Source organism: Pseudomonas quebecensis, assembly GCF_026410085.1.
GTDB lineage: Bacteria > Pseudomonadota > Gammaproteobacteria > Pseudomonadales > Pseudomonadaceae > Aquipseudomonas > Aquipseudomonas quebecensis.
On record NZ_CP112866.1, the window covers coordinates 261,164 to 283,992 of the forward strand.

A 22,829-nucleotide genomic window follows, 5' to 3' on the forward strand; every position below is an offset into this window, starting at 1 on the left:
GGCCCTACAGTGATTGAACGAGGCGCGGGCCGGCAGTAGGTTGGAGCCATCTGCCGCCGGAGACATCGCCATGCCTGAGTACAAAGCTCCCCTGCGCGACATGCGCTTTCTGATCGACAACGTATTTGATTTCCACGGCCACTACGCCGCATTGGGCGCGACGGACGCGAGCCCGGATATGGTCAGTGCAATCCTTGAAGAGGGTGCGAAATTCTGTGAGAACGTGCTGTCGCCCCTCAACCGCAGCGGCGATGAAGAGGGCTGCCACTTCGACAATGGTGTGGTGACCACACCCAAAGGCTTCAAGCAAGCCTTCGCCCAGTACGTGGAAGGCGGCTGGCACGGAGTAGCGGCCGACCCGGCCTACGGCGGCCAGGGCTTGCCGCAGTCCCTGGGCCTGGTGCTCAGCGAGATGATCGGCTCCAGCAATACCTCGTGGGGCATGTACCCAGGCCTGACCCACGGCGCCATGTCGGCGATTCACGCCCACGGCACGGCCGAGCAGAAGGACACCTACCTGAGCAAGCTCACCGCCGGCGAATGGACCGGCACCATGTGCCTGACCGAGGCCCATTGCGGCACCGACCTGGGCCTGATCAAGACCCGCGCCGTGCCCCAGGCCGATGGCAGCTATGCCGTCACCGGCAGCAAAATCTTCATCTCGGCCGGCGAGCACGACCTGAGCGCCAATATCATCCATCTGGTGCTGGCCAAGCTGCCGGACGCGCCGGCGGGCACCAAAGGTATTTCGTTGTTTATCGTGCCCAAGTTCCACGCCGATTCCGGCGAGCGCAACGCGGTGCACTGCGGCTCCATCGAACACAAAATGGGCATCAAGGCATCGGCCACGTGCGTGCTCAACTTCGATGGCGCCAAAGGCTTCCTGATCGGTGAGGCCAACAAAGGCCTTAACTGCATGTTCACCATGATGAACCACGCGCGACTGGGCACCGGCATGCAAGGCCTGTGCAACGGCGAGGCGAGTTTCCAGGGCGCCATCAAGTACGCCAATGACCGCCTGCAGATGCGCTCGCTGACCGGCGCCAAAGCCCCGGACAAAGCCGCCGACCCGATCATCGTGCACGCCGACGTGCGACGCATGCTGCTGACCATGAAAGCCTTCAACGAAGGCAATCGCGCACTGGCCTATTTCACCGCGCAGCTGCTGGACACCGCCCATCTGAGCGACGATGCCGCCCAGCGCCAGGAAGCTGAAGACCTGCTGGCCTTTCTGACACCGATCTGCAAGGCCTTCATGACCGATACCGGGTTGGAGGTGACCAACCTCGGCATGCAGATCTTCGGCGGCCACGGCTACATTCGCGAATGGGGCATGGAGCAACTGGCACGGGATGCACGCATCGCGCCGATCTATGAGGGCACCAACGGCATCCAGGCCCTCGACCTGCTGGGCCGCAAGGTGCTTGGCAGCCAAGGCAGGCTGCTGCGCGGGTTTACCAAAGTGGTGCATAAGTTTTGCGCCGCGAATGCCGAGCACCCGCAATTCAACGCGTCTGTGGCGCAGCTCAATCACCTGAACCAGGACTGGGGCGAGCTGACCACCAAGGTGGGTATGGCCGCGATGAAGAACCCGGACGAAGTGGGCGCGGCGGCTGTGGATTACTTGATGTACAGCGGCTACATCATCCTCGCCTATCTGTGGTTGCGCATGGCCATTGCCGCGCAGGCCCACAGCGACGGTGAGTTCGCCAAGGCCAAGCTGGCCACCTGCGAGTTCTACTTTAAACGCCTGTTGCCGCGTACCTCCACCCATCGCGCGGCCGTGGAAGCAGGCAGTGACTGCCTGATGAGTCTGCCTGCGGAGGCATTTCTGCCTGGATGACTTAAAAATACCAATCAGTCACAAGTGGACCCTATGTGTCTCAAAAGTTGTTCGGTTACACTCGGGGCCTGTAAAACCGATCCTACCGAATCACTTTTTACGTTCTAACGAGGTTTGCCATGGCTGATTACAAAGCGCCGCTGCGGGATATGCGCTTCGTCCTCAACGAAGTGTTCGAGGTTGCCGACACGTGGGCCCAACTGCCGGCATTGGCGGACAGCGTGGACGCCGAAACCGTTGAGGCGATCCTCGAAGAAGCCGGCAAAGTCACTGCCAAATCCATCGCCCCGCTCAGTCGCGGCGGCGATGAGCAGGGCTGCCGCTGGGCGGACACGGTGGTGTCCACCCCGGATGGTTTTCCACAGGCCTACAAAACCTACGCCGAAGGCGGTTGGGTGGGGGTGGGCGGCGATCCTGCGTTTGGCGGGATGGGCATGCCCAAGGCAGTGTCGGCCCAGGTTGAAGAGATGATCAACTCGTCGAGCCTGGCCTTCGGCCTGTACCCGATGCTGACCTCCGGCGCCTGCGTGTCGATTGCGACTCACGCCACCGAAACGCTCAAGGCCACTTACCTGCCGAAAATGTATTCGGGCGAGTGGGCCGGTTCCATGTGCCTCACCGAAGCCCACGCCGGCACCGACCTGGGGATTATTCGTACCAAAGCCGAGCCGCAGGCGGACGGTTCCTACAAGGTCAGCGGAACCAAGATCTTTATCACCGGCGGTGAACACGATCTGACCGAAAATATCATCCACCTGGTGCTGGCCAAGTTGCCTGACGCCCCGGCCGGGCCCAAGGGCATCTCGCTGTTCCTGGTGCCCAAGTTCATGGTCAATGCCGATGGCAGCCTGGGTGCGCGTAACCCGGTGAGCTGCGGTTCCATCGAGCACAAGATGGGTATCCAGGCCTCCGCCACCTGCGTGATGAATTTCGACGAAGCCGTGGGTTACCTGGTGGGCGAGCCTAACCGTGGTTTGGCGGCGATGTTCACGATGATGAACTACGAGCGCCTGGGCGTTGGTATCCAAGGCCTGGCATCCGGTGAGCGTTCCTACCAGAACGCCATCGAGTACGCGCGTGACCGCTTGCAGAGCCGCGCGCCGACCGGCGCCCAGGCCAAGGACAAAGTGGCTGATCCGATTATCGTCCACCCCGACGTGCGTCGCATGCTGCTGACCATGAAAGCGTCGAACGAAGGTGGTCGTGCGTTCTCCACCTACGTGGCGACTCAACTGGATATCGCCAAGTTCAGCGACGACGCCGCAGCCCGCGAGCGCGCCGACAACCTGGTGGCCTTGCTCACACCGGTGGCCAAGGCGTTTCTCAGCGACCTGGGCCTGGAAACCACCGTTCTTGGCCAGCAGGTGTTTGGTGGCCACGGTTACATCCGCGAATGGGGCCAGGAGCAACTGGTGCGCGATGTGCGTATTACGCAGATCTACGAAGGCACCAATGGCATCCAGGCCCTGGACTTGATGGGACGCAAGATCGTCGGCAGTGGCGGCGCGTTCTACCGCTTGTTTGCCGACGAAATCCGCCAGTTCACCGCCAACGCCGGGTCTGAGCTGGGCGAATTCATCCGCCCGCTGAATGCGGCGGTGGATAACCTGGATGAGTTGACCGCCTGGGTGCTTGATCGCGCCAAGACCAACCCCAACGAAATCGGCGCGGCGTCGGTGGAGTATTTGCATGCGTTTGGTTACATGGCGTATGCCTACATGTGGGCGCGCATGGCCAAGGCCGCGTGGGGCAAGGAGGGCGAAGACGATTTCTACGCCAGCAAACTGGGCACCGCGCGCTTCTACTTTGCGCGCCTGTTGCCGCGTATCCACTCGTTGAGTGCGTCGGTAAAAGCCGGGAGCGAATCGCTGTTTTTGCTGGATGAAGCCCAGTTCTAAAGGCGTGGAGGGCGTGTAAGCAATCTCTTACATGACGTGCTGCTAATCGTCCTCTATCGCCACATTGGATCCATCGATAATCTACTTCACATGGACGTCGCGCAGGAAGCGCAAAGCAACAACACGGACACGTAGGATTCTGCCAGGACGGCGGAGTGAAATGGATGTCAGGGAAACAGTCTGCAAAGCCCCGCTTCGGCGGGGTTTTCTTTTGCCCGCGAAAAAGTCAGGCCGGCGTCTGCGGGGCGTTCATCACGTCTTCGAGCAAGGTGCGCAGCAAGGCCATCGTTGCCTGCTGGCGCTGCACATCACGGCACACCAACCCGACTTTGAGCGGCACCCGTGGTTCGCTCAAGGGTTTCCATAGCAGTGACTGACTGTTGTGCTCATCCTGGGAGCGTCCCGGCAGCACCGTCGCCAGCCGCGTATGAGGCAAGCTGTCGAGAATCCCCACCATGGTATTGAGCTCGGCCTGCACCTGCGGACGCCGTCCGAGGTTGGCGAGCTGGCCTTGCCAGATCTGCCGAATCTGAAACTCCTCCCCCAGCAGCAACATCGGCAACTCAGCCGCCTGCTTCAACGAGACCTTTTTGAATTCCCGCAAAGGATGGTCCTCGGGGATGACCACTTTCAGCTCATCTTCGTACAGCAACACGCCTTGCAACCCAGGCTGACGTGGCGGCAGGTAGCTGATGCCGATGTCCAGCGAGCCGTTGAGCAGGCGCCGTTCAATTTCCAGCCCGGTCAATTCATAGATCTGCACCACCAGGTGCGGTTGGGCTTTGCGCACCCGTTCGAGCATCTGCGGCACCAGGCTGGTGTGCACGGTCTGCAGCACACCGATGGCCAACGTGCGCAATGCCTGGCCTTTGAAGTGACGCAACGCTTCGACGGCGTGCTGCATGCCATCGATCAACGGCAGTGCATGGTTGTAGAGCGTGTGCGCTGCCAGGGTTGGCAGCAGGCGTTTGCTGCTGCGCTCGAACAGGCTGACGTCCAGGTGCTGCTCCAAATGACGGATCTGCTGTGACAACGCCGGTTGGGAAATCGACAGGCGTTCTGCAGCCCGGCCCACATGGCCTTCTTCATACACCGCGACGAAATAACGCAGTTGCTTAAAATCCATAAGGTTTGCTTATCGAAAAAGCTGGAAAAACGAAATGGCCCAGGGCCCTCGAGACGCCTAGTCTAGCGCCTATTCGCAGGGCTTACAGGGCCGAATCGAGCAATGAACAGCGTTCACGTTGATAGCGTTTATATAGGCAACTCAAAAAACCTCCAGCCCGTGGGTGGGCAAGGTTCACTTGCCGCTGGAGGTGAAGTGTGAATCTGTTCACCTTGCGCCGTCCCGCGCCGAGCCTGGATGACCTGGTGCTCGAAGTGTCACCCGGTGAACCGTCCGGTGATGCGCTGATGCCCACCGTCGCCAAGCCCCCGCAAGTATTCGTGCGCGGACAGGGTTCCTGGTTATGGGACAGTGACGACCGCGCCTATCTCGATTTCAGCCAGGGCAATGCCGCCAATAGCCTCGGCCACAGCCCACAGGTGCTGATCAAGGCGCTTGCCGACCAGACCCAGGCATTGATCAACCCCGGCATGGCCCTGCACAACCGTACGCAACTCAGTCTGGTCGAACGCTTGTGCCATCGCACCGGCAGCGACCAGGCTTACCTGCTTAACAGCGGCGCGGAGGCGTGCGAGGCGGCGATCAAGCTGGCGCGTAAATGGGGCCAACTGCATCGCGGTGGGGCTTACCGCATCATCAGCGCGAGCAACGCGCGACACGGTCGCAGCTTCGCGGCGCTCGCGGCCTCCACCGGCGCCCAGGAAAACCGTTTCGAGCCGCAGTTGCCCGGCTTCAGCCACGTACCCTTCAACGACTTGCCAGCACTGCACGCCGCCGTGGACGCCCAGACCGTGGCCATCATGCTTGAGCCGATCCAGAGTGCCGGAGTGGTGCCGGCGACCGAGCACTATCTTAAGGGCGTCGAACGGCTGTGCCGGGAATTGGGGATTCTGCTGATCCTCGACGAGGTGCAAACCGGCATGGGGCGTTGCGGGACGTTACTGGCCGAGCAGCACTATGGGGTGCGCGCCGACATCATCACCCTGGGCAAAGGCTTGGGCGGCGGTGTGCCGTTGGCGGCGCTGCTGGCGCGGGGTAACGCCTGTTGCTTCGACCTGGGCGAGCTGGAAGGCACCCATCATGGCAATGCGCTGATGGCGTCGGCCGGTGCCGCGGTGCTCAACAACGTGCTGGAGCATGGTTTTCTTGAGCACGTGCGTGAGTCCGGCCTCTATCTGGGCGAGGGCCTGGCGCGCCTGGCTTACCGTTATGACCATGGCGCACCGCGCGGCCAGGGCCTTCTATGGGGGCTGACGTTGTCGGAAGAATCCGCGGATGCGGTGGTCAATGCGGCTTTACATGAAGGCCTGATCCTCAGCGCCCCGCAGCCCGACTGCCTGCGCTTCACCCCCGCGCTGACCGTGAGCAAAAGCAACATCGACGAAATGCTCCTGCGCCTGGCCCGCGCTTTCTCCCGCGTGCGCACCGCGCAATTGCAATGCCGCAAAGGCATCGCTGTTTAACCCGATTTCCTGAACCGTCTCGCGGTATACGCAGCACCCCCAGCCTGATTTTTTTGGCTGGGGGTGTTTTTTTACCTGATTGTTAACGCATGGCTCCGTGCCAGATCCCACTGAACCCTCACGAACACCCAAGGTCGATTAGCTACACGGCTCACACGAGCCGATTGATTGGAGCTGACCCATGGATTTCATTCGCATCATCATCGCCATTCTGCTGCCGCCACTGGGGGTGTTTCTGCAAGTGGGCTTCGCCGGCGCGTTCTGGCTGAATATTCTGCTGACCCTGTGCGGTTACATCCCAGGCATCGTGCACGCGGTGTACATCATCGCCAAGCGTTAAGGCCCTCAGCCTTTCGCGATCAGGCGTGAGTTGCGCTCATTGCGAAAGGCCAGTTGCTCGATGGTCTGGGTGGCGTGTTCGGCTTCTTCCCGCGCCTTGAGGATGAGGCCGTGATGCTCGGACTTGCTGCACACCGGGTCGGCATTGCTGGCATCTCCCGTGAGCATGAAGGCCTGGCAACGGCAGCCGCCGAAGTCCTTCTCTTTTTCGTCACATGAACGGCACGGCTCGGGCATCCAGTCGTAGCCGCGAAAGCGATTGAAGCCAAACGAGTCGTACCAGATGTGCTGCATGCTGTGGTCGCGCACATTGGGAAATTGCACCGGCATTTGTCGGGCGCCGTGACACGGCAGGGCAGTGCCGTCCGGCGTCACCGTCAGAAAGATACTGCCCCAGCCATTCATGCAGGCCTTCGGGCGTTCCTCGTAGTAATCCGGCGTCACGAAGATCAGTTTGCACGGGTGGCCTTCGGCTTCGAGCCTGGCGCGGTATTCATTGGTGATGCGCTCGGCGCGTACCAGTTGCTCCCGGGTCGGTAACAGGCCCACGCGATTGAGCTGCGCCCAGCCATAGAACTGGCAGGTGGCGAGTTCGACGAAGTCCGCTTCCAAGGCGATGCACAGCTCGATGATGCGGTCGATCTTGTCGATATTGTGCCGATGGGTGACGAAGTTAAGCACCATCGGGTAGCCGTGTGCTTTCACCGCGCGGGCCATTTCCAGCTTTTGCGCGAAGGCCTTTTTCGAGCCGGCCAGCAGGTTGTTCACCTGTTCGTCGCTGGCCTGGAAGCTGATCTGGATATGGTCCAGGCCGGCTTTCTTGAAGTCGCTGATCTTCTGCTCGGTCAGGCCGATGCCGGAGGTGATCAGGTTGGTATAGAAGCCTAGCCTGCGCGCCTCGCCGATCAGCTCGGCAAGGTCTTGTCGCACCAGCGGTTCACCGCCGGAAAACCCCAGTTGCGCGGCGCCCATCTCGCGGGCTTCGCGAAACACCTTGAACCATTGCTCGGTGCTCAGCTCTTTGCCCTGCTCGGCGAAGTCCAGCGGGTTGGAGCAGTACGGGCATTGCAGCGGGCAGCGGTAGGTCAGTTCGGCCAATAGCCAAAGCGGCAGGCCGATCGGCGGTTTTTCAGGCAAGGGTAATCCAGTGCTCTGCACGGGCGACCTCCATGAATTGCTCGATGTCGTCGCCCAGCTCAGGCACGCCGGGGAACTGTTCTTCGAGCGCGGCAATGATCGCCGCCACGTCGCGCTCTCCGTCGATCAAGCCACCAATCAGCGCGGCGCTGTCATTGAGCTTGATCATGCCTTCGGGGTAGAGCAACACATGGCCTTTCTGCGCGGGCTCGTACTGGTAGCGGTAGCCCTGGCGCCAGGTCGGTTTTCTGCTGCGATCAAAGCTCATAGGGTGATCCCTTTATGCCACACCCGCTGGTCGGTCACGCTGTGGTACGGCGGGCGGTTCAGTTCGTAGGCCATGCTCATGGCGTCCAGCATGCTCCATAGGATATCCAGTTTGAACTGGAGAATTTCCAGCATGCGCTCCTGGCCTTCGCGGGTGGTGTAGTGCTGCAGGGTGATTGCCAGGCCGTGTTCCACATCGCGGCGGGCCTGGCCCAGGCGAGTGCGAAAGTACTCGTAACCGGCCGGATCGATCCACGGATAATGCTGCGGCCAACTGTCGAGGCGCGACTGGTGGATCTGCGGCGCGAACAGTTCGGTCAACGAGCTGCTGGCGGCTTCCTGCCAACTGGCGCGACGGGCGAAGTTGACGTAAGCGTCTACCGCAAACCGCACGCCGGGCAAGACCAGTTCCTGGGAGCGCAGTTGCTCGGGGTCCAGACCCACCGCCTGGCCCAGGCGCAGCCAGGCCTCGATGCCGCCGTCTTCACCCGGTGCGCCGTCGTGGTCGAGCAGGCGCTGGATCCACTCGCGACGTATCTCACGGTCCGGGCAATTGGCCAGGATGGCGGCGTCTTTCAGCGGAATATTCACTTGGTAATAGAAGCGGTTGGCAACCCAGCCCTGGATCTGCTCGCGGGTGGCGCGGCCTTCATACATCGCCACATGGTAGGGGTGATGGATATGGTAGAAGGCGCCCTTTGCCCGCAGGGCCTGTTCGAAGGCGTCGCGCGTCATTGGTATGTCAGTCATTTGGCTTGCTCCTACAATTCAATGCTCATGCCGTCGTAAGCCACTTCCACATTGCGTCGCACCAGCTCGGCGCGCTCGGGGGAGTCTTCGTCGAGGATCGGGTTGGTGTTGTTGATGTGGATAAGTACCTTGCGCTGCGTTGGCAACTGCTCAAGCACTTCCAGCATACCGCCGGGGCCGTTCTGTGCCAGGTGGCCCATCTCGCGCCCGGTGCGGGTGCCGACGCCCCGGCGTTGCATTTCGTCGTCGTCCCACATCGTGCCGTCCACCAGCAGGCAATCGCTGCCGGCCATGATGTCCAGCAACGGCGCATCGACCTTGCCCAGGCCTGGGGCGTAGAACAGTTTGCCGCCGGTGCGCAGGTCTTCGACGATCAGGCCGATGTTGTCGCCCGGGTGCGGGTCGAAGCGGTGCGGCGAGTAGGGCGGTGCCGCGCTGCGCAACGGCAGCGGGGTGAAACGCAGGTTGGGGCAGGACGGGATGGTGAAGCCGGCATCCAGTTCGATGCGGTTCCAGGCCAGGCCGCCGTTCCAATGGGTCAGCATCGTGAACAGCGGAAAACCGGTGCTCAGGTCTTCATGGACCATGTCGGTGCACCAGACTTGATGCGGGCAGCCTTCGCGCAGGCTCAGCAGGCCGGTGGTGTGGTCGATCTGGCTGTCCATCAGGATGATTGCGCTGATGCCGGTGTCACGCAGGGCGCGGCCCGGTTGCATCGGCGCGAAGCCTTGCAGTTGCGCGCGAATATCCGGCGAGGCATTGCACAGCACCCAATTCACGCCATCGTCGGAGATTGCGATGGACGACTGGGTGCGCGCGTGGGCTCGTAGGCTGCCATCACGAAAACCTGCGCAGTTCACGCAATTGCAGTTCCACTGCGGGAAACCACCGCCGGCGGCGGAACCTAGAATCTGGACAAACATGATCGCTCCATCAAGCAAAGCTCAAAACAAAAACGCCCCGGGCGAACCGAGGCGTTGTCATACCCAGCCGATTAACGGCTGGCGAAGTACATGGTGACTTCGAAACCGATGCGCAGATCAGTGTAAGCAGGTTTGGACCAGGTCATATTCTTACTCCTACGAAGGGATGGGACGTTTACTACCAAGTAATACATATAGTCCACCTCCAGTCGGAGATGTTCAGATGTGTGCGTGGGAATGTTACGCAATTCTTTTCAAGTTAGCGCTGTCTTGGTGGAAAAAGGCTGTTGCAGGGTTGGCAATGATCAACCTTTAACCGTCCAGAGGTCCGTCGAAGGCGCGCCGTTGGCGACCCAGAGCCAGCCGCCGACGGCGTCCTTCAGGTGCTGGGCGGCATGCTGCAAATCGGCGTAGGTGCAGGCATATAGATGTTGCTGGAGGCGCTCCAGGTAATCCGACGGATGGCCCGCCAGGTGCGCATGCCACAGCAGTTCGGCTGCTTGCGATGTCGGCAGCGTGTCGACGTTGAATTGCTGCGCCAGGGCCGTGTTGCCCAAGTCTGTATCGCGCTCGATCAGCGTAGGCACTTGCGCCAGGAAACGGTGCAGGTGCTGCACAATTTCATCCAAAGACAGGTGCGGAGATTGCACACCAAACAACAGGCCGGTCTGCCCGTTGATCTGTCGGATACCGCTGAACACGGCGTAGCCGATTTGCTGTTCCACCCGCAAGCGTTGGTAAAACGGCCCCTGCACCCGATGAACAAGCAGGCGCCATGCGGCTTCATCCGCCAGGGAAAGACTAGGTGTCGGGCAGAACAGCAACAACGCGGCTTCGCTGGCGTCGGTTTTAACTGCATGCCACACGCACTGACCGTTGAGGTCACGGGGTTGGCGCTCAATGCCCGCCGGTTGCCCCGGCAAGCCGGCGGCAGCTGTTTTTATCAGCGCCTCGCATGTTGCCGGCAAGCCTATACCCAGCCCATGCCAACGGGCGGTATGCCAGGAAGCAGGCTGATGTGGGCGCTCGGCCGTGGTCTCTGCGCAGTATGCGGGCAATGCTTTAAGCAATGCGCGAATGGCGAGCGGTGGTGGCGTGGTGTCGGGTGTTGGGTGCGCCTGCGTAAGGCTTTGCGCCAACGCTTCGAGTACCTTCGGCATGAGCGCGTGAAGCCCGACCATGCTGATCCGCCAATCGTGGCCGGTCGTTTCAAACGTTAACGCCAGCCCAGCCTGGCGAGCGTTTTCGCTCAAGACGTGCAACGCACCTTCCAGTCCGGACGGCGCGGGTGAGTCAAACCGCCAGTTCAGGTACAACGCGCCTTCCTGGCGGTCTGTGGGTACAGCCTGGCTGATGAAGGTCAGCGCGGATGCTTCCCGGCGACCCCGCGAGCGGTCCTGGGCAAAGGTGCGCAAGCCGCGGTGGGCGCTGGTCTGGCCACGAATCAGGCCGGCACGCGGTTCTGTGTCGGAGGGGCGTAGGAAGGGGTTGTCGGGTGGCCGTTGCCACGTGTGCTTGGCGGCTGGCAGTTGCAGTGAATCCAGCAGCGTGTGCAGCGCCGCGATGCTGTGGTCTGACAGCGCTTCGCTGTCGTTGCGGGCCAGTGCCAGTGCGCCCTGGACCTGCCGCTGGCGCACGGTCAATCGGGCGAATTCTTCGCGCAGTGGCGTCCAGTCACTGTGTGCGAAAAAGCTCAGCCAATCGTGCAGCAAGGCTTCAACCGGTGTGACCGATTCGCCTGGCTGGTTGAGGGTAAAGTCGATATCCAACAGCGCCTGCCCGGCGAAGTGGTAGAGCACGCTGGCATGTAACGCGGTGGCCATGCCTTGGGCTTGCAGTTCAGCCAGCAGCCCGCCGGGCGCCGGGTTGTTGAGCCAGGTGCACAGAAACTCCAAGGTTTCGCGTGGCGCGTTGCAGGCGATGACGTGGTGCAGTTGCTGGCCGGCGACATGGCGATAAGCCTGGGGCTGGCCGTCCATCAGGGCCGGTGGTGCGGCCTGTGGATGTCCAGAGCCGGTGGGGATGATTTCGCCGAAGCGGTGCGCCAGGGCTTGGAGTTCGTCCAGCGGTTGGGGACCGGCCAGGCTCAATGTCATCTGCCCACTCTGGTAGAACTGTGCGTGAAATGCTCGCAAGGCTTGCTGAAAGGCTTCCGTTTCGACCGGCAGGCTGTCCCGGTTGCCGGCATGGAAGTCCCGAAGCGGATGACCGTTCGCGACACCTTCGAGCAATGCCACTTGCTGCTGGGCCTTGGCATCCCTCGACCAGGCGACAAACTCTGCCTGCAGCACTTCGCGCTCGCGTAGCTGATCGTCGAGTGCCAGGCGTGGTCGGGCGAGCATGTCCGCCAAGCGCTCCAGCCCTTGTGCAACGTTCGGCACCGGCAGTTCGAAGAAAAATTCGGTGATGCGCTCGCGGGTACTGGCGTTGACCTGTCCGCCATGCCGCTGCACGTAGGTCATCAGCCCTTCGCCTGTCGGAAAACGCTCGGTTCCCAGGAACAACAGGTGTTCCAGAAAATGCGCCAACCCCGGCCACGCCAAGGGCGCGTCATGACTACCGGCGGCCACCCGCACAACAGCGGCGCAGCGCTGTAAATGGGGCGCTGCGTGCAGGATGACACGCAGGCCATTGGCCAGAGTCAGAGTGGCAGAGTGAGGGTGGGCCGGGGCGGGCATGGGCACTTCCAGAACGTGGGGAGTGCCCATGCTAGCAAACCCGCGGGATCAGGGCTTGTGCAGCGTGCCGTACAACTCGGGGCGGCGGTCGTGCAAATAGTCATTGGCGATGCGTGCGTCGAGGATTGCCTGGTGATCCACGGTGCCGACAATCAGGGCTTCATCCAGGCCTGCCAGGGCAATGCGCTCGCCATTCGGCGCTGCCAGGCTGCTTTGCCCGCAGTAGTGAATGTCCTCTTCGTTCCCGCAGTAGTTGGCATACGCCACGTAGCACTGGTTCTCGAACGCGCGCGCACGCACGGTAACGTCGGCGATAAAGTCGAACGGCACCATATTGGCGGTGGGCACCAGGATCAGTTCAGCGCCGGCCAGGGCCAGGCGGCGGGCGTTTTCAGGGAACTCCAGGTCGTAGCAGATCAGCATCCCCAGCTTCCAGCCGTTGAGTTCCACCACCGGGAAATCATCCTCCCCGGCGCTGAACATCGAGTGGTCCAGGTCGCCGAACAAATGGGTCTTGCGGTAGTTGCACAGGCGCTGGCCGTTGGCGTCGATCAACTGCACGGCATTGTAGATATCCCCGTTTGCGGCGCGCTCCGGGTAGCCATAGAGGATGGCCAGGCGGGCGTTTTTCGCAAGCTCGGCAATCGCCTGCGCCGAGTCCCCGTCCTGCGCTTCGGCCAGGGCCCCGGCGGCTTCGGCACCGATGTTATAGCCGGTAAGAAACATCTCCGGCAGCACCAGCACATCGGCGCTGCCGGATGCCTCATGCGCCATGGTGTGCAGGCGCTTGAGGTTAGCCGCCACATCCAGCGGCAGGGGCGGGCATTGGTAGAGGGCGACACGCATGGCTTGGCTCCTTAATCGGCGAGGGCGATTGGCCCGATCTCGTCGAACACGTCACCTGGCCCTGGGTTTTCAGGATGAGTGCGGCCGCCGAAGTGATTCATGATGCCCCACACGGCATTCAACGAGGTCTGCACCGCGCCTTCCACCCAGGCGGGTGTCCAGGACACATCATCGCCGGCGATGAAAATCCCGCGTTGTTCGGCAGGCATGTCCTTTTGCATGAAGTGCGCGTACATGCGCTGGTTATAGCGATAGTGACCGGGCAGCGCGCCCTTGAAGGCACCGAGGAAGTGTGGATCGGCCTCCCAGGACACGGTGATCGGGTCGCCGATGATGCGGGCCTTGATATCGACTTTCGGGTAGATCTTGCTCAGCGCGTCGAGGGCCAGTTTCACCCGCTTATCGATTGGCTGCGGGAGCATTTTCAGTGCGTCGCTCATCCACGAGTACGACAGGCAGATCACGCCAGGCTTGTCGTCGCCGTTATCGAACAGGTAGGTACCGCGAGTCAGGCGATCGGTGAGGGTCATGCTCATCAGGTCGCGGCCCGTTTCAGGGTCTTTGTCTTTCCAGAACGGGCGGTCGACCATCACGAAGGTTTTCGAGGACTGCATGTAGCGGGTGCGGTCCAGGGCCATCCACATTTTTTGCGAGAACAGCGTTTCATCGCACTCGATCTGGGTGGTCAGCAGCCAGCTCTGGCAAGTGGTGAGCACAGCCGCGTATTCGCGAGTATCGCCGTAGGTGTCGGTGACGGCAAAGCGGCCGTCGGCGGCGTGGGCAATGCGCTTGACCCCGGCCCGTGGCGCACCACGGTGCAGCGAACTGAGGCTGGTGCCCGCCGGCCAGTGGGCGCAACGCTGCGGCACATGGCGCCAGATGCCCATGGGCACCTGGGCCACGCCGCCGACCACCAGATGCTGGTGATCGTCGCAGTTGGTCATCACCACGCGGAAGATCTCCAGCATTGAGTTGGGGAAGTCCGAGTCCCAGCCGCCGGTGCCGAAACCGACCTGGCCGAACACTTCCCGGTGGTGGAACGACAACTTGGCGAAGGCTTTGGAGGTGGCGACGAAATCGTAGAAGGTGCGGTCGTCCCACAACGGCACCAGCTTATTCCACAGGGCCTTAAGGCGTGGCACGTCGCGGTCGCGGATGGCTTGCTGGATATCGCCGAACTGCGAGCCGGCCTCCAACGCATCGGCCCAGGCGTCAGCCACTTCCTGAAACAGGGCCGGCAGATCCGACAGTTTCTGTGCGTAGTGGGTCTGGCCTTCGAGGTCGATCACGGTACTGCCGGAGGCGGGCGTCAGTGGGTTGGGGAATGGTTTGGTGTCCAGTCCCAGCTTGTCCACGTAGTGGTAGAACGCGGTGGACGACACCGGGAAGCGCATGCCGCCGAGTTCGGCGATGATACCTTCGGCCCCTTCAAACGCCTGAGAGCGCAGGCGTCCGCCCATCTTCGAGGCTTCGTACACCACAGGTTTGAGGCCCAGCTTCATCAGCTCGTACGCCGCGACCAGCCCGGCGATGCCCGCCCCCACGATCGCCACTTCGGCGCCATGCTGTTCAGCCGGGATGCTGCCCAGGCCGGCGGGGTGTTCGATCCAGTCATCGAAGGCAAACGGGAAGTCCGGGCCAAAAATGGTGATGGGTTTTTTCCCGTCTGCGGGGTGGCGATGGGGCTTGCTGACAGTGCTCGACGGAATGCTCATGGCTGACCTTACTGACGGCTCGGCGGGACGCGACCCGCTGAGTATAGGAAAAGATGGCAGCCAGTTTAGGCAGCGTTGCGCTCGTTAATAAGGCGCAATGTGTCGTCGAATTGGCTTCATTTCAGCAGATATGACGAAATCTTCGGTCAGATTGGCTGACCGCGATCCAATTTGTTACTGAGGATGATCGAGGTGGTGGTTTTCTCGACCCCGTCGACGCTACCGATCTGGTCCAGCAGTTGGTCCAGCTGCTCCGGCGAATCGGTACGCAGCCAGGCCACGTAATCGAACTCGCCGCTCACCGCGCACAGCTGTTGCACCTGGGCCATGGCGCTAAGCCTGCGCAGCACTTCTTTACCGGAGCGCGGCTGTACGGTGATGCCGACATAAGCCTGCAGGCCGCCATCCACCACGCGCTGGCCCAGGCGCACGCCATAACCGGTGATCACTTGGGTTTTTTCCAGGCGCGCCAGGCGCGAGGTGACCGTGGTACGCGCAATGCCTAAGCGCCTGGCCAGCATGGCCACGCTTTCGCGGGCGTTGATCTGCAGCGCAGCGATCAGCTGGCGATCGATTTCATCCAGGACAGACAAGGGCAGAACTCCGTGAGGCAGCGATGGATGCGCATGTTACAGGCTTGCATCGGCGGCAGGCAGCGCGCGAACAGTGGGGAACTGGCAAATCGGGTGGGCTGTAGGTCAAGGCGTTCAGGGATATTGGGCAGTTGTTTGCCAAGTGAGATGTGGACGTTTTTGCAAGGAATCAGGTTTTTAGAGATTGATTGCCCGCGACTTTCCAACTGCCAGAAACGCGAAAGCCGCGCAATGCGCGGCTTTGGAGTTGGTGGGCCCACACGGACTTGAACCGTGGACCAAAGGATTATGAGTTGCTGGGTGACCATGTATGCCTAGAGAAATCGTTCGTAGGTGAACGGAGGTTGGCATAGCTGGAGGCCCCGTAGCGTATGGTGTTAAACGTAGTTTTCAGTAGTTTGGTAAAGCTGTGCATTGTACCGTGGTTGTACCGCTTCGCCACCGCGACGCCTGAGCTAGCCCTTCGGCTTGGCTGGTTGCAGCACCAAGGATCCAGGGGTCGAATATGCGCCGAGGTGGACTCTAGCGTCACGAATACCACCATCGACAATTCAAAGCTCTGTGAGTCAGCTTATAGCGCGCTTACCCTCGACTAGGTCGAGGAGAGCTTCAAGATCACTGATCAGGTCACTATGATTTGGGCCGTACTCCAATACTTTTATGTTGTAAGCGGATGCTAGGTCGCTTTTAACAAAACTCGAGTGGGAGCCTTCTTTTAATAGCGCGTAATGGGGACGTTGAGGATTTGCTGTTATTCGGACCTCTTCCAGTAGGAGAAGTACATCAGGGTCATCCATCCCACAACCAATAAAAATGCAAGTATTAGTCAGCAATAGAGCTTTCAAAATTGTATAAAAGGAAGAGTGATTCTCCTTGGCGGCGTGATACTCCGCTTTCGTGAATACCATTTTTGAAATGTCATCGATGCTGCCGTGCGCTTTTATGATCAGGCGTGTGTCTGATCTTATCTCATCTCCTAGGGAAGAACTGTAATACGGAATTACTTTAAAACCCTCAGTAGAGGCAGTTAAGCAGTGTTTCTCATAAATCTTATCAAAGTTAGTGGTTATAACAAGTCTAGAGTCAAGGCTAAATATAATATTATGCAGGTCGCTAGGGATAAATGCTGCATTATTGAAGGATTTATCTAATAGCGCTCGATAATCACCAGCGTCTGCCTGATCACGAATTGCCTGAAGAGCAAGCAATAGCTTGTTGCTATCTATGAGTGATTTGATTTCAGGCTTATGCACCCTAGGCACAAGCTCGGCAGCTTCTGCCAAGAAATCTTTCCACGCAAGAGGACGTAAACCTGCTTCAGTTTTGGCTGATGAAGCTACTCCAGCCCCCAGAAACAATATGCATCGTCTGCGTGCTACTTCAGTCACCAACATTTGGGGCCAAGTTATCATGCTTGCTCCAAATTCTTGAGCAGTTTATCGCTAATTTTAGACATGAGTGAATCAAAGTCTTTGACCTGGCCATATTGACTGCCTACTACACCATCCTTATATTCAAGCGAATGCATCGGTGCTTTTGCAGCCTGAGCCATAGGTACTAGGCTGTATAAGTAAGGGATATGGCCCAGCTCCATGTCTTCTAGCGTTAGCCCGCCGACTGTAAGGTCTGCCATTGCGTCTTTAACGGTCGAAGGGATTTTTCGCATGATCTCATCATAGGATTTTACTGGTCGCGGGCCAGTCTTAAATTGCCGACTTACATACTGTTGAACTGAATACCCTAAGAAACGATGTTTTTTGGAGGTATCTTTGATTAGCGTGTACTGATCAAACGCAGCTGGATTTTCTAATAGTCCATCTCTGACAGAGCTCATGTATTGAGCGTCCCATTTCTTTATCCACTCTGAAATGTTTTTGATTCCGAGAAGGCTAAAGATATCGCACCCGAATGGGGTTACTATGTAATCACATGATAGGATAATTGATCTGTTCAGGGCGCCTAGGGATGGGCCAACGTCAAAGACGATAATATCATATTTGTCACTTAAGCTTTCCAGAAGCTGGTGGCACCAGTTTGTAATACGATACCCTCCAATTTCACGCCCTCTTACAGATGACCACGCGTCGCTTAACTTGTCCTCGATTATAGACATGTTTGGATGGCCAGGAATTATATCTGTGCCATATCTATTCTTTGTACCTAATATAGGTTCTGCAGGTAGTTCAATTTGTGGCTCGCCCATTTCAAATGGCGAAAGATACGAATAAAGAGTTTTCGCGGCAGAGGAACCTGTTAGGTAAATTTCTTCACACTGTTCGTCTGAAAGGAGAGCTTGGGTTGCGTTGCATTGAGGGTCCGCATCTACAAGTAATACACGCTTTCCCTTATAGATATTTATATAGGATACTAGATTACATGCCAGAGTGGTTTTACCTACCCCGCCTTTGTTGTTGAAAAATGCTATTGATTTCACTTGATATCCCTTCTGTGATGGCTCGTGCGCACAGGCGAGTCCGTTAAGTCTTGGCTGTCGTCTAGTGGGCCCTTATGTGGTTTTTTGTTTAAAGCATTAATGAGGTGCTATTAGGAAGAGTAACCCCTGTCGGTCGAAGTATTTCTTCACCGTCCTCTCCGATATAAATGTCAAAAGGAGGTGACTGTCTGCCTGTGTGCTGTATATCGTATAATGCACCGGTTCTGCCCAAGAAGGGAGCGTTGCTGTCGAAGCCATCAGGAGCAAACCCTATGCAAATAAGGGGTAATGAAATTTGCTTCATGAAATTTCGCTGCCGCAGTTCCTGGAATGATCCGTTTCGGTTTGAAACTGGCCAGATTCGGGTTGCTGAGCTACTTTTATCGGTACTGGTGACAAATATTCCTGCGTCGATGTGACCAGCTTGAAATAGAATAAATAACTTGTTTATAGCGCGGAACGAGCTGGCAACGTTTCCGGTCTCGAACTCCACCCCGAGTCTGAAAGTTTTATCAACAACTACTTTGTCAAATAATTGTTGGTCTTCGGGCGCGAGATGGGCGATGTCATAAATGTCACTTTGCACATACATGCCGTAAAACATTGGGAATAAAGTAAAGACTGAGTCGGGCGGTAGGCCTTTACATCTAATGTAGTTATGCAAGACTTCGAGAAGCTTATTCTTGTCGCGAATTTTATAGCCTATGCCCGAGTACTGGCATGTTACGATGCCGTCGATATCTTGCTCAATTATTTTTGTCTCACCTCGGCAGCCATCGAATGCTGCCAAGTTTGACTGGAAGCGTCTGGAAATGAAGTTGGCTGAATTCATTACACATGGGGTAACCTTGTTGTTTCTTTGTCTCCTAAAATGTATGGTATCATTTATAATAAAGCCTTTGTCACAAGTCGCAATTTTCTGAAGGCAGGTTGAAATAATTTCCATAGACGTATGCAATACGGCCGGTGGTATGAACTCGCCATCGTGCTCCAACTTAATTTTCATAGTTGGACGCCTCGTAGAGTCGAGTAACTATATCTCCAGGGTTTACGCCAAAGACTTGGCACACTTCAATAAGACGTACCACTGAGATCTTGCTTTGACCACTCTCGATTCTGCCGTAATGGCGGCGATCAACATTGAGTGATGCAGCAACGTCATCTTGGGTTAAACCAGCGCTATTTCTGGCTTGCCGTAAAAGCGCTCCGAGAATGTCATACGCCTTCTTTGCTTTCTTCGTGTCCATCGGTAGCCCCTGTCCGCAAAACAATGGATAGAAAGCTACCATTCAAGGGTTAAAGCTCGAGGGACCCAGGGGTCCCTTAATGTGCAACCCTAGAAAATTTCGGGTTTGGCGTGGTAAAATCTGTGGATAATTTCTCTGTTTATTTTGATAGGGCTTAAATGACGTACTCCAATCAATTTTTCGAGGCTTTAGGCGTTGACCATCGCGTAAAATCTGAAGTCAAATCTTTAGCCCTACGGACAGGGATTCCACTATCTAGACTGAATTTTTACAATCATAAAAACGTGGTTCCATCTGGTTTTGATTTAACGAAAGTCACGGAAATTTTTGGTGTTTCGGAAGTTCAACTTCGTCTGAAGATGGGTAGGCTCGATCGTGCTTTGATTGAACTTATCCAGAATAGTTCTGATCAGGTTCTCCGAGCTATAAATTCGTCTGCACCTGATGAAAGATTAGTATCAAATCTCAAAGAGGTGTTTGAAACTCCGTTAGGCAAACTTTATGAAGCGGACTGTTTAAAAGTTTTACGATCTATTGAAAGTGACTCTGTTGACTTGGTTTTTGCCGACCCACCGTTTAACCTTGACAAACTTTATCCCTCCAACATGGATGATAATATTAGAGAAGAGGAATATCTGAAGTGGATGGAGGAATGGCTTAAGGAGTGTGTCCGAGTGCTAAAGCATGGTGGGGCTTTGTTTACTTGGAATCTTCCAGTGTGGAACAGTAGTATTACTAATTTTCTTCATGGTTCTTTGACGTTTAAGCACTGGGTTGGAGTTGATATTAAGTACAGCTTGCCTATTCAAGGTAGATTGTATCCCTCGCACTACTCACTTTTGTATTTTGTGAAAGGTGAGAAAGCTAATAAGCTAGTGGCGGACCGTCTTCCTACTCCTACATGTCCTAGTTGTTATGGAGATATTAAGGATTATGGCGGATATAAACATAAAATGAATCCACTAGGTATTAGTTTGACGGATATATGGACAGATATTCCGCCTGTACGTCATGCAAAGTACAAGAAGAGAGTTGGGTCAAATGAGCTCTCGATTAAGTTGCTTGACAGGATTATTGAGATGTCAACTAACGAGGGTGACCTAGTATTCGATCCATTCGGTGGGTCGGGAACAACGTATGTTGTGTCCGAATTGAAAGGAAGACGTTGGATAGGATGCGAAATAGGTCCTTGTGAAGATATAGTCCAGAGATTTGAAAATATTAGTGACGATCAAGAACACCTAGAACGCATCCGCGCGAAGCTGAATCATCTCTTTGTTCCAGCTATTGCCCGGGAACGCGAGCTGCGTGGTTTGTGGACTGCCCAATCGGTTAGTAAGAAAAATGAATAATTCAGTCGGTATCGTAGGTTCGGCTAGGGAAATATGTCTCTAATCCGACAGAGATGCGGAAATGTGCATAAACCGAGATGCCCTTATATTTCAGCTGCGCAAAGTGATATATAAGGGCTGAGCCCATCTGCAAAATATGTCCAATCGGATTGTAGTCGAGTCAGGGCCGCGCGCGGCAACAATCTATATGGCATAAGTACCCCGCATAGCTGGGAAATACCTGGACGCCAAGGCAGACCGCTCTAGATCGTTGATGTAAACGTAAACGTAAACGTAAACGTAAACGTAAACGTAAACGTCTAAGGCTAATGCAATTGCGGCATGCATGATTCATCGAAAGCATCTGACCTACCTAGCTGTTGGCCACCGAAAGTCGGGATGGTGGGTGGGCCTTTGAGAAATGCATAGATAAAGAGGGTATCTTATAAATGCTCTAACAATCTAGTCTTTAGAGTGGCTGGAATAATGATCTAAGCTGCATCTTCAAAGCGGCACGACGAGTTACTATTGTAGTCCTTGTTTAGTTAAGTTTAGTCTGTAAGAGAAGTTTAAAAAACGTCGCGCCCTCCGGAATTAGCGTTGATCGTGCCCAACTCATCTACAGTGATTTGGTCAACGAAAGACCGAGTCGGTGTGTTGGAACCGATGCCTAGAAATAGCCCGACAGCAACGTGCCAGCCTCGTCGGTTTTGGTCGTAATAGGCGGTTACCTCTCATCACTAACCAGAACTCGATTGGGTTGCAGTGGCGAGCCGCTTTTTTTCTTTGGTGGCGCCTGGGATGATCTCTCCTGTGGTTACCTTTTTTACCGCTTATACGCGGTAGCGGCCGTGCGCCTCGCAGAGCAATATGTGTTGAGCCGAGGGCGAATAAATATAGGTGGTGGGGGGCAGGCGAAGCCTGTGGGCCCACAACACACATCTTGCCGTACGGCTGAATAAGATTGTATGCGATTACTGTTTACTAAGCTGTTAATTTATCGAAGTCGCACACAATCGCATAGATTCGCATAGATTCGCATTGAATCGCGTTAGCTTGCATTAGTATTAACTAACTTGCTTAGTGGTTGTTTTCGCGTTAGCTCGTCCGTGGTAAAACGCAATAAAACGCGTAGGAGGAGCACCAATGAAAAAAGACGATTCGAGAGTTATCTATAAGAGATCTGGTCGCTCGGAGTTTCTTTCAATACGAGCCGAGCTGGAGAAAAAAATTGCCCGAGGGCACACGCTAGCTGAAATATATGATCATCATGCAAGCGTCTTCAGCTTCGGATACTCACAATTTACTAGGTATGTAGCTCGCTATTGTCAAAGAGCTCGGCGGATTGTCACGTGCGGATCTCAGAGGGCTTCGAAATGAAGCAGTTGCCTAAAGTTTTCGTATCATTATTAATATTTCTTCTTTCAGGAAGAAACGCTTTCGCCATATATTGCACAAACTGTTCTACATTTTATCAACAGATGTTCGAATACGCTGAGGCTGTCAGCACTACGTTAAACACTGCTGAACAGCTAAAAACGCAAATTCAGCAGTACCAAAACATGGTTACTCAGGGCGCAGCCCTACCCAATTCAATGTTCGGTAGCATCGCGGCCGACTTGAAGAGCGTGGCTGACATCTACACCCGCTCGCAGGCCTTGGGCCGCCAAATTCAGAATATGGATTCACAGTTCAACACGGCTTTTCCCGGCTTTGAGTCCTACCTGAATCAAGCCGCGAACTCGGCGGAAGTCCCGGCGCGGGATCGCTATCAGAAGTGGTCGGAACAAGGCAGCGACAACGTAAAGACGGCACTCGAGGCGGTAAACCTCAATACCAGCGCGTTCGAGTCTGAAGACGTCCAGCTTGATCGCATGGTGGCCCGTTCGCAGTCAGCCGTAGGCCGCATGCAAGCCATACAGGCGGGCAACGAAATCGCCTCGCAGAACGTGCAGCAACTGCAGAAACTGCGCGATCTGATGGCCACCCAAATCAACATGCAGGGCAACTACATTGCCCAGCAAGGCGACCGGAAGGCCGTTAGCGAAGCCGCTGAACAGCAGTTTGAAGCGCGCAAAAACACACGCGGCGGCGTGAAGGAGTACTGAGAATGACTATTTCGAGATGGCTAATCGCATTGATGTGCGCCGGGGCTGCGATGGCAGGCTCCATAGTCACCGTGGTGGCTCTACTTAACAGCGAATGTGATGCGGTGGCTGAGCAACAAAGGCAACAGCAC

Annotated in this window: 21 protein-coding genes; 7 read left to right on the forward strand and 14 right to left on the reverse strand. The window is 56.7% G+C overall.

Going from position 1 to position 22,829, the window contains the following annotated elements; all coding sequences use genetic code 11:
• Window positions 1-70: 70 nt before the first annotated feature.
• Both OSC50_RS01235 and OSC50_RS01240 read left to right on the forward strand, forming a co-directional pair.
• Window positions 71-1,843 (forward strand): acyl-CoA dehydrogenase C-terminal domain-containing protein, encoded by a 1,773-nt coding sequence (locus OSC50_RS01235; protein ID WP_266247115.1) that lies wholly within the window; start codon window positions 71-73, stop codon window positions 1,841-1,843.
• A gap of 119 nt (window positions 1,844-1,962) precedes the next feature.
• Window positions 1,963-3,741 (forward strand): acyl-CoA dehydrogenase C-terminal domain-containing protein, encoded by a 1,779-nt coding sequence (locus OSC50_RS01240; RefSeq protein WP_266247113.1) that lies wholly within the window; start codon window positions 1,963-1,965, stop codon window positions 3,739-3,741.
• Window positions 3,742-3,967: 226 nt separating this feature from the next.
• Here the strand turns inward: OSC50_RS01240 and OSC50_RS01245 are convergent, their stop codons facing one another.
• Entirely contained in the window at window positions 3,968-4,867 is a 900-nt protein-coding gene (locus OSC50_RS01245; protein ID WP_181080213.1) for a LysR family transcriptional regulator, read from the reverse strand.
• 197 nt (window positions 4,868-5,064) lie between these two features.
• Between OSC50_RS01245 and OSC50_RS01250 the strand changes: the two genes are divergently transcribed.
• Together OSC50_RS01250 and OSC50_RS01255 are read left to right on the forward strand one after the other, a co-directional pair.
• Complete coding sequence (locus tag OSC50_RS01250) at window positions 5,065-6,330, forward strand: aspartate aminotransferase family protein (protein ID WP_253509621.1); 1,266 nt, start codon at window positions 5,065-5,067, stop codon at window positions 6,328-6,330.
• Between the two features lie 181 nt (window positions 6,331-6,511).
• The gene (locus tag OSC50_RS01255) at window positions 6,512-6,670 is read left to right on the forward strand and encodes a YqaE/Pmp3 family membrane protein (protein WP_007904205.1); all 159 of its coding nucleotides are present in this window, start codon (window positions 6,512-6,514) and stop codon (window positions 6,668-6,670) included.
• Between the two features lie 5 nt (window positions 6,671-6,675).
• Here OSC50_RS01255 and pqqE read toward each other — a convergent pair whose 3' ends face one another.
• The 13 genes from pqqE to OSC50_RS01320 all read right to left on the reverse strand — a co-directional run bounded on the left by pqqE (window position 6,676) and on the right by OSC50_RS01320 (window position 19,259).
• Window positions 6,676-7,806, reverse strand: a complete 1,131-nt coding sequence (gene pqqE / locus OSC50_RS01260; protein ID WP_253509620.1) for a pyrroloquinoline quinone biosynthesis protein PqqE — start codon at window positions 7,804-7,806, stop codon at window positions 6,676-6,678.
• Window positions 7,799-8,074, reverse strand: coding sequence for a pyrroloquinoline quinone biosynthesis peptide chaperone PqqD (gene pqqD, locus OSC50_RS01265; RefSeq protein ID WP_027605935.1), 276 nt, complete (start codon window positions 8,072-8,074; stop codon window positions 7,799-7,801). The genes pqqE and pqqD overlap by 8 nt, the downstream gene beginning before the upstream one ends.
• Window positions 8,071-8,823: a pyrroloquinoline-quinone synthase PqqC gene (pqqC, locus tag OSC50_RS01270; RefSeq protein ID WP_253509619.1), complete on the reverse strand. Its 753-nt coding sequence runs from the start codon at window positions 8,821-8,823 to the stop codon at window positions 8,071-8,073. Before pqqC ends, pqqD begins: the two co-directional genes overlap by 4 nt.
• 11 nt (window positions 8,824-8,834) lie before the next feature.
• Window positions 8,835-9,746 carry a pyrroloquinoline quinone biosynthesis protein PqqB gene (pqqB, locus tag OSC50_RS01275; RefSeq protein WP_253509618.1) on the reverse strand — a complete coding sequence of 304 codons (912 nt, stop codon included), beginning with the start codon at window positions 9,744-9,746 and terminating at the stop codon, window positions 8,835-8,837.
• Window positions 9,747-9,817: 71 nt separating this feature from the next.
• A complete protein-coding gene (gene pqqA, locus OSC50_RS01280; RefSeq protein ID WP_003194766.1) occupies window positions 9,818-9,892 on the reverse strand; it encodes a pyrroloquinoline quinone precursor peptide PqqA in 75 nt (24 codons plus the stop codon).
• Window positions 9,893-10,051: 159 nt separating this feature from the next.
• On the reverse strand, window positions 10,052-12,424 hold the full coding sequence (gene pqqF, locus OSC50_RS01285; RefSeq protein ID WP_253511939.1) for a pyrroloquinoline quinone biosynthesis protein PqqF: 2,373 nt from the start codon (window positions 12,422-12,424) through the stop codon (window positions 10,052-10,054).
• Between the two features lie 48 nt (window positions 12,425-12,472).
• A complete protein-coding gene (locus tag OSC50_RS01290) occupies window positions 12,473-13,270 on the reverse strand; it encodes a carbon-nitrogen hydrolase family protein (protein WP_253509617.1) in 798 nt (265 codons plus the stop codon).
• Window positions 13,271-13,281: 11 nt separating this feature from the next.
• Window positions 13,282-14,985 (reverse strand): flavin monoamine oxidase family protein, encoded by a 1,704-nt coding sequence (locus OSC50_RS01295; RefSeq protein WP_181080219.1) that lies wholly within the window; start codon window positions 14,983-14,985, stop codon window positions 13,282-13,284.
• A gap of 146 nt (window positions 14,986-15,131) precedes the next feature.
• Entirely contained in the window at window positions 15,132-15,578 is a 447-nt protein-coding gene (locus OSC50_RS01300; RefSeq protein WP_181080220.1) for an Lrp/AsnC family transcriptional regulator, read from the reverse strand.
• 566 nt (window positions 15,579-16,144) lie between these two features.
• Window positions 16,145-16,990, reverse strand: a complete 846-nt coding sequence (locus OSC50_RS01305) for an SIR2 family protein (protein ID WP_266247103.1) — start codon at window positions 16,988-16,990, stop codon at window positions 16,145-16,147.
• The gene (locus OSC50_RS01310; protein WP_266247102.1) at window positions 16,987-18,012 is read right to left on the reverse strand and encodes a ParA family protein; all 1,026 of its coding nucleotides are present in this window, start codon (window positions 18,010-18,012) and stop codon (window positions 16,987-16,989) included. The genes OSC50_RS01305 and OSC50_RS01310 overlap by 4 nt, the downstream gene beginning before the upstream one ends.
• 88 nt (window positions 18,013-18,100) lie before the next feature.
• A complete protein-coding gene (locus tag OSC50_RS01315; protein ID WP_266247100.1) occupies window positions 18,101-19,018 on the reverse strand; it encodes a PDDEXK family nuclease in 918 nt (305 codons plus the stop codon).
• A complete protein-coding gene (locus tag OSC50_RS01320) occupies window positions 19,008-19,259 on the reverse strand; it encodes a helix-turn-helix domain-containing protein (RefSeq protein WP_266247099.1) in 252 nt (83 codons plus the stop codon). Before OSC50_RS01320 ends, OSC50_RS01315 begins: the two co-directional genes overlap by 11 nt.
• 158 nt (window positions 19,260-19,417) lie before the next feature.
• Here OSC50_RS01320 and OSC50_RS01325 point away from each other — a divergent pair, with 158 nt between their 5' ends.
• The 3 genes from OSC50_RS01325 to trbJ all read left to right on the forward strand — a co-directional run bounded on the left by OSC50_RS01325 (window position 19,418) and on the right by trbJ (window position 22,698).
• Complete coding sequence (locus OSC50_RS01325; protein ID WP_266247097.1) at window positions 19,418-20,611, forward strand: DNA-methyltransferase; 1,194 nt, start codon at window positions 19,418-19,420, stop codon at window positions 20,609-20,611.
• Window positions 20,612-21,736: 1,125 nt separating this feature from the next.
• Window positions 21,737-21,970, forward strand: a complete 234-nt coding sequence (locus tag OSC50_RS26040; RefSeq protein ID WP_350355775.1) for a TraK family protein — start codon at window positions 21,737-21,739, stop codon at window positions 21,968-21,970.
• Window positions 21,967-22,698, forward strand: coding sequence for a P-type conjugative transfer protein TrbJ (trbJ, locus tag OSC50_RS01330; RefSeq protein ID WP_266247095.1), 732 nt, complete (start codon window positions 21,967-21,969; stop codon window positions 22,696-22,698). The genes OSC50_RS26040 and trbJ overlap by 4 nt, the downstream gene beginning before the upstream one ends.
• Window positions 22,699-22,829 lie beyond the last annotated feature (131 nt).